Origin of the sequence: Flavobacterium enshiense (assembly GCF_022836875.1) — a bacterium.
Lineage (GTDB): Bacteria > Bacteroidota > Bacteroidia > Flavobacteriales > Flavobacteriaceae > Flavobacterium > Flavobacterium enshiense_A.
Genome location: NZ_CP090376.1, coordinates 2,671,781 through 2,683,712, shown reverse-complemented (window position 1 = coordinate 2,683,712; position 11,932 = coordinate 2,671,781). Strand labels below are relative to the sequence as shown.

General features: G+C 37.5%; 11 protein-coding genes. 8 read left to right on the top strand and 3 right to left on the bottom strand.

Translation table 11 applies throughout. The features are described 5' to 3' along the window. Positions 1–93: 93 nt before the first annotated feature. Positions 94–1,192 (bottom strand): peptide chain release factor 2 gene (gene prfB / locus LZF87_RS12070; protein WP_244339294.1). Its coding sequence is split into 2 segments (ribosomal slippage): positions 94–1,128 and positions 1,130–1,192, totalling 1,098 coding nucleotides; the frame shifts between segments, so codons are not numbered across the junction. Between the two features lie 47 nt (positions 1,193–1,239). Here prfB and LZF87_RS12065 point away from each other — a divergent pair. After that, positions 1,240–2,265, top strand: coding sequence for a threonine aldolase family protein (locus tag LZF87_RS12065; RefSeq protein WP_244339292.1), 1,026 nt, complete (start codon positions 1,240–1,242; stop codon positions 2,263–2,265). Here the strand turns inward: LZF87_RS12065 and LZF87_RS12060 are convergent. Further along, positions 2,262–3,962 (bottom strand): RluA family pseudouridine synthase, encoded by a 1,701-nt coding sequence (locus LZF87_RS12060; protein ID WP_244339290.1) that lies wholly within the window; start codon positions 3,960–3,962, stop codon positions 2,262–2,264. The genes LZF87_RS12065 and LZF87_RS12060 overlap by 4 nt on opposite strands. A 179-nt stretch (positions 3,963–4,141) precedes the next feature. Here LZF87_RS12060 and LZF87_RS12055 point away from each other — a divergent pair, with 179 nt between their 5' ends. The 7 genes from LZF87_RS12055 to phoU all read left to right on the top strand — a co-directional run bounded on the left by LZF87_RS12055 (position 4,142) and on the right by phoU (position 11,461). Further along, entirely contained in the window at positions 4,142–4,993 is an 852-nt protein-coding gene (locus LZF87_RS12055) for a DUF2490 domain-containing protein (RefSeq protein ID WP_244339288.1), read from the top strand. A 426-nt stretch (positions 4,994–5,419) separates the two neighbouring features. Continuing rightward, positions 5,420–6,661, top strand: coding sequence for a porin (locus LZF87_RS12050; protein WP_244339286.1), 1,242 nt, complete (start codon positions 5,420–5,422; stop codon positions 6,659–6,661). A 175-nt stretch (positions 6,662–6,836) separates the two neighbouring features. Continuing rightward, positions 6,837–7,706, top strand: a complete 870-nt coding sequence (locus tag LZF87_RS12045) for a PstS family phosphate ABC transporter substrate-binding protein (RefSeq protein ID WP_244339284.1) — start codon at positions 6,837–6,839, stop codon at positions 7,704–7,706. Positions 7,707–7,894: 188 nt separating this feature from the next. After that, positions 7,895–9,103 (top strand): phosphate ABC transporter permease subunit PstC, encoded by a 1,209-nt coding sequence (pstC, locus tag LZF87_RS12040; protein ID WP_244339282.1) that lies wholly within the window; start codon positions 7,895–7,897, stop codon positions 9,101–9,103. Between the two features lie 3 nt (positions 9,104–9,106). Continuing rightward, positions 9,107–9,985, top strand: a complete 879-nt coding sequence (gene pstA / locus LZF87_RS12035) for a phosphate ABC transporter permease PstA (protein WP_244339280.1) — start codon at positions 9,107–9,109, stop codon at positions 9,983–9,985. 1 nt (position 9,986) lies between these two features. After that, the gene (gene pstB, locus LZF87_RS12030; RefSeq protein ID WP_244339278.1) at positions 9,987–10,739 is read left to right on the top strand and encodes a phosphate ABC transporter ATP-binding protein PstB; all 753 of its coding nucleotides are present in this window, start codon (positions 9,987–9,989) and stop codon (positions 10,737–10,739) included. 47 nt (positions 10,740–10,786) lie between these two features. Further along, positions 10,787–11,461, top strand: a complete 675-nt coding sequence (gene phoU / locus LZF87_RS12025) for a phosphate signaling complex protein PhoU (RefSeq protein WP_244339276.1) — start codon at positions 10,787–10,789, stop codon at positions 11,459–11,461. Positions 11,462–11,491: 30 nt separating this feature from the next. Here phoU and LZF87_RS12020 read toward each other — a convergent pair whose 3' ends face one another. Further along, positions 11,492–11,815, bottom strand: coding sequence for a YbaB/EbfC family nucleoid-associated protein (locus LZF87_RS12020; protein ID WP_244339274.1), 324 nt, complete (start codon positions 11,813–11,815; stop codon positions 11,492–11,494). Positions 11,816–11,932 lie beyond the last annotated feature (117 nt).

Here is an 11,932-nt window from a genome sequence, read left to right as displayed (position 1 = left end):
GATGGTGTTCTAGTTCAAGATTTACATGTATAAAGTAAAAAATCCCTCAATTGAGGGATTTTTTATTTTTAGCTTATATCGAAATTTTTGGATTTATGATTCTTCCTTCTGACCCATCATCATCAGATAGGCTTTCAGGAATTCATCGATTTCGCCATTCATTACACCATCTACATCACTGGTTTCGTAGCTGGTACGAACATCTTTAACCAATTTATAAGGATGCATTACGTAGTTTCGGATTTGTGAACCCCATTCGATTTTCATCTTTCCTGCTTCAATATCGGCACGTTGCGCCATTTTCTTTTTCAGCTCAATTTCGTATAACTGAGAACGTAACATCTGCATCGCTCGCTGACGGTTGTCGTGCTGCGAACGTGTTTCAGAACACTGAATCTGAATTCCGGTAGGCTTGTGAACCAACTGAACTTTTGTTTCTACCTTATTTACGTTCTGACCACCGGCACCACTTGAGCGTGCAGTTGTAATTTCAATATCGGCAGGACTGATTTCAATTTCGATGGTATCATCCACCAAAGGATACACATACACGGATGCAAATGAAGTATGACGTTTTCCGTTACTGTCAAAAGGAGAAATGCGGACTAAACGGTGTACGCCATTTTCGCCTTTTAAATATCCAAAGGAATAATCGCCTTCAATTTCCAGCGTAACCGTTTTAATTCCGGCCACATCACCTTCCTGAAAGTTTAGTTCCTTGATTTTATAACCCTGTTTTTCACCCCACATCAGGTACATACGCATCAGCATTGAAGCCCAGTCGCAACTTTCTGTTCCTCCGGCTCCGGCTGTAATCTGAAGTACTGCACTCAAGTTATCGCCTTCATCTGAAAGCATGTTCCTGAATTCAATATTTTCAATATGTAAAAGTGTGGTATGGTAATGTTGATCAAGCTCTTCCTCGGTAGCATCGCCTTCTTTGAAGAATTCATAAATTAACTGAAGTTCTTCGCTTAAGTTATTGGCTTTTTCATAATCTTCCACCCATTTTTTCTTGGATCTCAGGTTTCTGACAATAACTTCCGCTTCTTTGGCGTTGTTCCAAAAGTCGGGAGCAAAGGTTTTTTCTTCCTCGTTGGCTATCTCAATAAGTTTCTTGTCGACGTCAAAGATACCTCCTTAACGCACCAAGGCGCTCAATAATATCCTTAATCTGTTCGGTATTTACCATAAAAATTGTAGTTTTATCCCGCAAAAATAGACATTCCTTTTTAGAATATGGAAATTAATTTAGTTAGCGATACGGTTACCAAACCAACCCAGGAAATGTTGCAGTATATGTTTCGTGCCAAAGTGGGCGATGATGTTTACCGTCAGGATCCTACGGCTGTGGAATTGGAAGAAACCGTAGCGGATTTGTTCGGAATGGAAGCTGCATTGTTTTTTCCATCGGGAACTATGGCAAATCAGACGGCAATTAAATTGCATACCCAACCGGGAGATCAGCTGATATGTGATAAATGGGCACATGTTTATTTGTATGAAGCAGGAGGAGCGTCGTTTAATAGTGGCGTTTCATGTTCACTGGTTGATGGAAATCGCGGAATGATTACATCCCTTCAGGTTGAGGAGCATATTACTGATCCTGAATTTTACCATAATCCTAAAACTTCTTTGGTTTGTATAGAAAATACAACCAATAAAGGAGGAGGAGCTTGTTATGATATAGAGGAATTAAGAAGGATTAAACAAGTTTGTGCTGATAATAATCTAAAATACCATTTGGACGGTGCGCGTTTATGGAATGCGTTGGTGGCAAAACGCCAGCATCCGAAGCAATATGGTGAATTGTTTGATACGATATCCGTTTGTTTGTCAAAAGGGATGGGGGCTCCAGTGGGTTCTTTGCTTTTAGGAAACAAAGAAACAATTCACAGAGCGTTGCGAATCCGTAAAGTATTAGGTGGCGGAATGCGTCAGATTGGCTATTTGGCGGCAGCAGGATTGTATGCGCTGCAACATAATGTGGGTAGATTGGAAGAAGATCATCGCCGCGCAAAAGAAATCGGTGCCTTATTACAACGATTGTATTGGGTGGACATTGTGGAACCGATCGAAACCAATATCCTTATTTTCTCCGTTAAGCCTCAGTTTGATGAAGCATTATTGATGGAAAAATTAAAACAGAAAAACATTTTCATAAGCTCGATGGGTAAAGGAAAATTGCGCATCGTTACCCATTTGGACTACAAACAGGTAATGCATGATTATGTGCTGGAAGCTCTTACGAAAATAGAACTTTAAAACTCGGCAGCGACTTCGAAAGTCATTGTTTCTCTGGATACCGGATGTTTGAATTCAATCCATTCAGCGTGCAGGTGCAGGCGGTCGGCTTTTGTTCCATATAAATCATCACCCACAATCGGACAGTTTAATCCGGAAGCATGGGAAGCATGCATTCGTAATTGATGCGTCCTTCCTGTGATTGGCCAGAAATGTACTCTGGTTTGCTCATTACTTCGTTCGACAACTTTCCATTTTGTTTTTGCCGGTTTTCCATATTCGTAGCAGACCAATTGTCGCGGACGGTCGTCTAAGTCGATTCGCAAGGGTAAATCGATCTCGCCTTCGTCTTCGGTTACGATTCCGTTTAGTAAAGCCGTATATCTTTTTTTAACGGTTCGTTTTATAAATTGTCCCTGTAAAAGTTTGTGTGAGTCTTTGTCTTTTGCAATCAGTAATAAACCGGAAGTAGCCATATCCAAACGATGAACGATCAGCGGACCGGTCGCTTCAGGGTATTTCAGTTTCATGCGTTCATAAACAGAGTCCAGGATATTGATCCCTGGAACGGATAGGAATTCGGCAGGTTTGTTGATTACGGCTAAATAATCGTCTTCGTAAATCGTTTCAATCTGAACTCCCAAAGCAGGATTTATCAGCAGCGGATTTTCATCTACCTCAAGGCCTTCAAGCATATGACCTAAGATTGGTTCGCATTTTCCGCGGCAGGCCGGATAAAAATGACCGTGTTTGCGTATTTCTGATTTGGGCGATTCACCCCACCAGAATTCGGCCATAGAAATTGGCTGCAGGTTATTCAGATAGGCATATTGCAAAAGTTTTGGCGCAGCACATTCTCCGGCAGCGGCAGGCGGTTTCAGTAAAGCGGTGGTTTCAAAAATATCGCAAAGGCTTTTGGGTTCTCCTTTATTGTTAAGGAAATGATACTGGTCGAAAAGCTGTTGCTGCAAATTGGCCGATTTTTGTTTGCGTTCTTCTTTTAAGAAAGCAATTTCATCGCCATAAACGGCTATTTTTTTCTTTATTTCTGAAAGACGTTCTTCAAGATATTCGGTTAATTCTCTCAGCAAAAACTTGTCTTTTAAGCTTTCGCGGACTAATTCGTTCATGAACGTTTCCAAAGATTCTGTATCCATGCTTTCTTCCTGAGCTTTTTTGCGAAGTAGTTTGCGGGCTTTTTTTGCCTCGCTCATTTTTATTTTCTGCTCTTCAATTTTCTGCTCAGCTGAGGTTGTTTTGATTTGAAGCTCATTGGTTAGTGAAATGAAATCCGGATTGTTTTCCAGGATTTCAATTCGCTCATTGATTTGAGTGAGTTCCTTAATCCCTCTGATAAAAAAACTGTCTTCTTCGAGCATATCATAAATGGGCGGAACAAATAAAGGATGATTGTTTTTATCGGCCAGTTTTCCTGAAAAAGCAGTTAAGTAACCGATTTCATTTTGCTGGTTTCGGACAACCATTACGCCAAACATTTTACCGATTACCAATCCTTCCTGATTTTCATCTAATCCGAAGTTATGTTCCCAATCCGTTTGATTTTGGAGATAATCTTGTAATTCCTTGGCAGCCAAAATGCTTAACGGATGCGGTTCGTAATAAAAAGGAAAAGTGAACCGTTCCGGCAGCGAATACGAATCTATCGCCGCTTTAAAGGGTATGAAACAACTTGGGGATGGGATTTCGGACAGATTCATTATTGGTAATAAACTTCGGTTTTACTATAAAAAGCTATTTAATACAATAGATTAGATATGCGCCGCAAAAATAGGTATAATTAAAAAGATAACGAGTATTTTAAGTTTTCAGAATGCGAACATTAACTCAATATTTGATAAATAGCACTAGTTTTGCCTAAAGATTAAGACAACATAAAATGAAAAGAATTTTTATCATCGTATTTTTAACAATTTTATCTTTTTATAATGTGGCTTTGGCCCAAACTTTTGATCCTAAAGTGGATCAGTATGATGCCTGGATTCTTTACACAGGAAATCACAAGCTTTCAGAGAAGTGGGGACTTCATACTGAATTGCAATGGAGAAGAAATGAGGGGTTTTCAGAACCAATGCAAAACCTGGTGCGATTTGGCGTTGATTACAAAATCAATAAAACCTATATGGTTACAGCCGGTTGGGCTTATGTTGAAACATTTGAGTATGGTGAATTAGCTAAAGAAATGCCGACGCCAAGATTCAATCAGTATACCTTTAATGAGCAGCGTATCTGGGAGCAATTTGTAATTAATCACGAAAATGTTGGCCGTTTCCAATATGACAGTCGTTTCCGTTTGGAGCAGAGATGGCTAGCCAATTTAGTGAACGTTGATGGTAATTATGTTAGGCCTTCGGATGCTTACCTTGCTGCGAATCCAAATGCGGAAGATTGGAGATTCCGTCAGAGAGCCCGTTACCGTTTCAGGGTTCAGGTGCCGTTGTCTAAACCGGAGATGAAAGATAATACATTTTTCTTTGTTGCTTCCGATGAGATTTTTGTAAACTTCGGAAAACACGTTACGGCTAACATTTTCGATCAGAACCGTTTGTACTTGGCTTTAGGTTGGAGATTTAATAAAGATTGTAATATCCAAACCGGCTATATGAACCAGTTCATTGAAAAAGGGGATGGAGCTCATAAGGAAAACAACCATACTTACCAGTTGGCATTAACGTACAACCTTGACTTTACAAAAATGTTTAAAAAGAAATCAACAGAAGAAAATAAATAATTAAAAAATTTTCATTTAACAGATAAAAGTGCAGTGAGGATATTTACTGCGCTTTTTTTTTTTTTTTGTGGGAAATACGCATGTAGTGTGTATTATAACTCGTTGATTGGAATTAAAAGATTTGATTTTTGATGTAATTTATTGATGGAAGGAAATAGTGGTTTCTATAGTCAAGATCAAATCTTTTTCACTTTGAATAGGTAAAAACTTATAAAGTTAAAATTATTTTGTTATTTTAATAAAAGTATGTTTTTTCGTTTGATTTAAGATGAAATCCTTGTTATTAGGGGAGTGCTTTGTTTTTTAATGAAAAAAATTGTTTGATTTTACAGTAAGTTGCTGTAAACATAACTTTAAGTTAATATTGGAAACAAGGTTTAACGTTAAGTTTGCGCAGAATTTAAACAACGGTAATTATTTATTAAAATGAAGAAATTTTTATTACAGTCTCTACTGTTATTATCATTAATGGCTTCGGCACAAGAACCAACTGTAGAAACAAAAACGGAAGTTCCTCCTCAAGAAGTTGCTCCTAAAAAGGAAGAAAAGAAATGGTATGATAAAATTTCCCTGAGAGGATATGCGCAAGTGAGATATAATAAGTTGTTAGAAACAAATCCGGATTTGGGATGTGAACAATGCGACCGATCTTGGGGGGGGAAAAACAGCTTTTTCCTGAGAAGAGCGCGACTTGTTTTTTCGGGCGATGTTCATGAGAGATTGTATATTTACATCCAACCTGATTTTGCCTCGGATGCTTCTCCAACCGGTAAGCACTTCTTTCAGATAAGAGACGCGTATTTTGACTTAAATTTAGACAAAGACAAAGAGTACCGAATCAGAGTAGGGCAGAGTAAAATACCTTTTGGTTTTGAAAACTTGCAGTCTTCTCAAAATCGTCTGACTCTTGATCGTGCAGATGCTTTAAATAGTGCGGTTGCAAATGAGCGTGACTTAGGGATATTCTTTTATTGGGCTACTAAGGAAAAAAGACAATTGTTTAAAAAATTAGTAGACGACGGATTAAAAGGTTCCGGAGATTATGGGGTTTTTGGTGTGGGTATGTTTAATGGTCAGACTGCTAACCGTCCGGAAGCTAACACCAGTCAGCATATTGTTGCAAGGTTTACTTATCCTGTTGTGTTGGACAACGGTCAGATTTTTGAAACAGGTATTCAGGCTTACAATGGTAAATATGTTGTGAATACTCTTACCACAGGTACAAATGCTCCATTAATTGAAAATGGTAATCCTGAATTTACGGATCAAAGAGCGGCTGTTCACTTTGTATGGTATCCAAAGCCTTTTGGTTTTCAAGGTGAGGCAAATATTGGAAAAGGACCTCAATATAATCCTGTAAATAATACAATTGAAGAAAAGCAACTTGAGGGGGCATACGGACAAATTATGTACAATGCCAAAATTAAAAATCACGTTTTGTTTCCTTTTGTAAAGTATCATTGGTATGAAGGTGGAAAAAAACATGAGCTTGATGCCAGAAGTTATAAAGTTAACGATTTGGAGATTGGTGTGGAATGGCAGCCTTTTAAAAATTTCGAATTTGTAGCTGATTATACTATATCAGACAGGATATATGAAGATGCAGCTAAGAGAGACAATCATCAGAAAGGAAGTTTATTGCGTCTACAGGCACAGTTTAATTTCTAAATCGTATATATAGGTAATATTTGAAAACTCAAAATCATATTGATTTTGAGTTTTTTGTTATCTTAGTATTATATGTTTTACTTATTATTATATTATTAATAATACAGTAATGATGAGTTAACAATAAGTTAATACATCTCAAGTAATTTTGCAATAAAATTAAAACAATAAAAAAATGACAAAAAAAGCATTATTCTTAATGTTACCTTTAATTGGAATGTTAAGTTGTGGTAAAGGAAAAAACGAAGAAGGAGCAACTGCTACTGAAGCGGCTTCGACAGCAACTGCCGTTACAATAAAAGGTAGTGATACTGTTTTGCCTTTGGCGCAAAAAGAATCTGAAGAAATGATGAAGAATAACAAGAACGTTAGTGTTACTGTAGTAGGAGGAGGCACTGGTGTTGGTGTAACTGCTCTTTTAGAGGGAACTACAGATATCGCAATGGCTTCCAGAGATTTAAAAACAGAGGAGAAATTGAAATTTTCTGAAGGTAAAAAAGAAATTGAAAAAGTTACAATTGCTTTTGATGCATTGGCGGTAATTGTTAACCCTGCTAATAAAGTTGGTCAGTTAACGCGCGAGCAAATTGAAAAAATCTATACTGGAGAGATTAAAAACTGGAAAGAAGTTGGCGGAGCAGACGAGAAAATCGTAGCGTACTCAAGAGAATCTTCTTCAGGTACCTATGAGTTCTTTAAAGAAGAAGTAATGGATAAAAAGAATTATGCATCAGATGTTTTAAGTATGCCTGCTACAGGTGCTATTGTACAAGCGGTTGGACAGACTAAAGGTGCGATTGGCTACGTTGGGTTGGCTTACGAATCTAAAGAGGTGAAACATATTGCTGTTTCTTATGATCAGGGTAAAACATTTGTAGCTCCTTCTATTGCGGCTGCTAAAGATAAAAGTTATCCAATCGCAAGACCTTTGTTTTACATGTTTGATAAAGCAAATGCGGCAAAAGTTAAAGTGGTTGTAGATTATGCCTTATCACCGGAAGGTCAGAAGGTGGTTTCTGAAGTAGGTTATATTCCGTTAAACTAAGAAAAGGTTTTTATTATACTTACAAAAGGGCAATCTGTTTTAAGGTTGCCTTTTTTTTATGTAAACAAAAAAGAAATTAGTAAATTTATAAGTGCTTACTTAACACTAACTTAACGCAAGGTTAATACAGAAAAAACATCCTTAAAGGTCGCCTCATGTACTTTTGCGGTGAAGATAAAATCAAGGAATTGAAAACAAATTTTAAGCAAATAAAGGAAAAAGTAATAGAAACGGTTCTGATGCTGAGTAGTGCTGCTACAAGTATCACGGTTGTCTTGATAGTGTTTTTTCTATTTATTGAAGGAGTAGGTATTTTTAATAAAAAACCAATTGAAGAAGGCTTTTTACTAGCCGTACATCCATCGAATACAATTAAAAAACTTGAACCGGCTCAGATTAAGGATATTTTTGATAAAAAAATAACAAACTGGTCGGCGTTAGGCGGTAAAAATGAACCAATCGTTCCGTTTCGTACAGAAGATATTACTGAATTTTATTCTGAAGAAGAGTTAGGTGAAAACTTTGAACATTTTCCTGAGAAGATAGATGAGTATGTGTCTAAAACACCAGGTGTAATTGCATTTTTCTCGGAAAAATACAAACCCAATAATTTTCACGGAAGAGAGCTGGATATCAATAAGATAACGGTTCGTGAATTTTTATCTGGGGAAGAGTGGTTTCCAACAGCGCATCCAGTAGCTCAAATGGGGGTTAAGCCTTTAATTTTAGGTACGCTTTGGGTGAGTTTCGGAGCGATATTGATTGCCTTGCCTATTGGTTTGGCTGCAGCAATCTACTTAAGTGAAATTGCCAGAAAACGTACCCGTAACATCCTTAAACCTTTAATCGAATTGCTTGCCGGAATCCCATCCGTAGTTTATGGATTCTTTGGTTTGGTTGTAATTGTTCCTTTGGTACAGGATATTTTTAATCTGCCGGTAGGAGAAACAGGTTTAGCAGGTAGTATTGTGTTGGCAATTATGGCATTACCGACCATTATCACGATTTCAGAAGACGCCATGAATAACACGCCACGTGCCATGAAGGAAGCCAGTTTGGCTTTAGGGGCAAGTCATTGGCAAACCATTTATAAAGTTGTTATACCGTATTCTGCTTCCGGGATCACTGCCGGAGCCATTCTTGGGATTGGGCGTGCGATTGGAGAAACTATGGCGGTTTTGATGGTTACCGGAAATGCAGCGGTGATTCCGCATACTCTGTTAGCGCCGGTCAGAACTATCCCAGCCACAATCGCTGCAGAACTTGGTGAAGCGGCTAGCGGAGGGATGCACTATAAAGCGTTATTTGCTTTGGGTTGTATCTTATTCCTAATTACTTTTTGTATTAATATGCTGGTCGAAGTGGTAACTCATAGAAAATCGCATAAAAAGCACTAAAAAATGAAGAAAGTAAATCGATTGGCAAAAATTAAAAGAAGAAATCAAAGTATAGCTTTCGGCTTATTTCAGCTCATAAGTTATTCGATTGTAGCTCTTTTGTTTATTATACTAGCTTTTATTGTAATTAAAGGATTTAGCGTTATCAGTTGGGAATTTATTACAGAAATGCCAAAAGAGGGGATGACGCAGGGCGGAATTTATCCGGCAATCATCGGAACGCTTTGCTTGGTTTTGGGAAGTATACTTTTTGCATTTCCTGTCGGGGTTCTGGCTGCCATATATATGAACGAATATGTAAAGGACGGCTGGGGAAAAAGAATTATCAAGCAAATGACTAATAATCTTGCGGGAGTTCCTTCCATTGTTTTTGGTTTGTTTGGAATGGCATTATTCGTAAACAAACTGGAATTTGGTGATTCGCTTTTGGCTGGCTCCTTAACATTGGGATTGCTTGTGTTGCCGGTGGTGATACGAACTACAGAAGAATCCCTTAAAGCGGTTGAAGATACTTTCAGACATGCCAGTTTAGCATTAGGGGCAAGTAAGTGGCAAACTACCAGCAATGTGGTTTTACCCATAGCTTTTCCGAACATTTTAACAGGTTTGATTCTTTCCATTGGAAGGGTTTCAGGAGAAACAGCTCCCATTTTATTTACAGTTGCAGCTTATTTCCTGCCTAAGTTGCCGTCATCAATTTTCGATCAGGCGATGGCACTACCGTATCACTTATACGTTATATCAACAAGTGGAACCAATATTGAAGCCTCAAGAGCAATGGCTTACGGAACAGCTCTGATCTTAATTATAATTGTATTACTTTCCAATTTACTGGCCAATGCGCTTCGTAAATATTTCGGAAAAAAAGTAAAAATGAATTAACATGCATAAAATTGAATCCAGAAACGTAAATTTTTATTACGGAGAAACACAGGCTTTGCACGATATTTCGTTATCGATGAAGGAGAACACGGTTACCGCACTTATCGGGCCATCAGGATGCGGAAAATCTACCTATTTACGTTTGCTTAACCGAATGAATGATTTGATTGATAATACGCATCTTAACGGTGAAATTTATATAGACGGACATAATATTTACGACAAAAATACCAATGTGGATGATTTGAGAAAGAATGTAGGGATGGTTTTTCAAAAGCCGAACCCGTTTCCAAAATCCATTTATGAGAATGTCGCTTATGGCTTAAAGGTAAATGGGGTTACCGATAAGAAAGTGATTGAAGAACGCGTAATCACATCCATTGAGCAAGTAGCGCTTTGGGGTGAGGTAAAAGATAAATTGCATAAATCGGCATTTGAGCTGTCGGGGGGACAACAGCAAAGGTTGTGCATCGCCCGTGCGCTTGCTATTCAGCCTTCGGTGTTGTTAATGGATGAACCAACTTCGGCACTGGATCCTATTTCTACAACCAAAGTAGAGGAACTTATTTATGAATTGAAAAATAAATATACTATCGTTATCGTTACTCATAATATGCAGCAGGCCGGACGTGTAAGTGATAATACTGCATTTTTCTATATGGGTGAGTTGATTGAGTATGATAAGACGAAAAATATGTTTACAAACCCAAGAAAAGAGAGAACCCAAAATTATATTACAGGTCGTTTCGGTTAAATTAAGCCAAATAGTATCTGTTTCTAATTATAAAAAAAAACAATCAGATGACTCAGTTAGAAAACGAAATACAGAATTTAAAAGATGAATTAATTGATTTATGGCTGTTGGTGAACCTGCAGCTGGAAAAAGCACATCAGTCATTATTTTCAATGGATAATGATTTGGCGAGGGAAATAATTGCCAATGAAAAAAGAGTTAATTCCTATGAGTTGAAATTGGATCGTAACTGTGAAAATGTTTTCGCACTTTTCAATCCCGTTGCCATGGATTTGCGATTCGTATTGGCTGTTTTAAAAATCAATACCAATCTGGAACGCACGGGTGATATTGCCGCCGGAATAGCTAGATTCATAAAGGAAATAGATGATGATTTCGATAAAGAACTTCTTGAAATTGCTAATGTCAAGGAGATGTTTGAAGTGTCTATCTTTATGATGTCCAATATTTTGGAAGCTTTTGAGAAAGAAGATACAAAATTGGCCCGTAAGATTTTTAAACAGGATGAAACACTGGATAAAATCAAAAAAAAGGCAAACGGTGTTATAGCGAAATACTGTAAGGAAAAGCCTGATAATATCGAGCAGGCATTGTACCTTTTATCGATAATCCAAAAACTTGAAAGAGTGGGGGATCATGCAAAAAATATGGCAGAAGAGACCATTTTTTACATCGAAGCAAAAGTGCTGAAGCACAAATCAAAACCGAATAAGAAGAAATAAAAAAGGGCGGATTTTAAAACCGCCCTTTTTTTATTTAAACATATCCAATCCTGGAATGTTTGGCATGCCGTCTTTGGCAACCGCAGCTAATTCTGCGTCATTTACATTGGTTGCTTTTTCGATGGCTTTGTTCATAACTAGAATCAAATAATCTTCCAATTGTTCTTTGTCTTCCAGTAAACGGTCATCAATTGTAATGGATTTTACTTTTCTGTTTGCTGTCAGCGTAACTTTCAAAAGCCCGTCATTGCTTTGTTCATCAATTAAAACGGTATCCAAACGTTTTTTAGTTTCTTCAATTTTTTGCTGGGTTTCCTTTAGCTTACCCATCATCCCCATGATATCTCCAAACATGTTAATAAATTTAGTAATTATTGATTTGCAAAATTATTAAATTGCCGATAGATTATAAATGAAAATTCAATTTCTTTTGAGCTCTGTTTGTTTTACTTTTGCATCCGCATTGCTCAA

Excerpts from the sequence above, each read along its gene's own strand:
- LZF87_RS12065 (WP_244339292.1), top strand. The coding sequence starts at position 1,240 with ATGGAAATTAATTTAGTTAGCGATACGGTTACCAAACCAACCCAGGAA.
- LZF87_RS12060 (WP_244339290.1), bottom strand. The coding sequence starts at position 3,962 with ATGAATCTGTCCGAAATCCCATCCCCAAGTTGTTTCATACCCTTTAAA.
- LZF87_RS12055 (WP_244339288.1), top strand. The coding sequence starts at position 4,142 with ATGAAAAGAATTTTTATCATCGTATTTTTAACAATTTTATCTTTTTAT.
- LZF87_RS12050 (WP_244339286.1), top strand. The coding sequence starts at position 5,420 with ATGAAGAAATTTTTATTACAGTCTCTACTGTTATTATCATTAATGGCT.
- LZF87_RS12045 (WP_244339284.1), top strand. The coding sequence starts at position 6,837 with ATGACAAAAAAAGCATTATTCTTAATGTTACCTTTAATTGGAATGTTA.
- pstA (WP_244339280.1), top strand. The coding sequence starts at position 9,107 with ATGAAGAAAGTAAATCGATTGGCAAAAATTAAAAGAAGAAATCAAAGT.
- pstB (WP_244339278.1), top strand. The coding sequence starts at position 9,987 with ATGCATAAAATTGAATCCAGAAACGTAAATTTTTATTACGGAGAAACA.
- phoU (WP_244339276.1), top strand. The coding sequence starts at position 10,787 with ATGACTCAGTTAGAAAACGAAATACAGAATTTAAAAGATGAATTAATT.
- LZF87_RS12020 (WP_244339274.1), bottom strand. The coding sequence starts at position 11,815 with ATGTTTGGAGATATCATGGGGATGATGGGTAAGCTAAAGGAAACCCAG.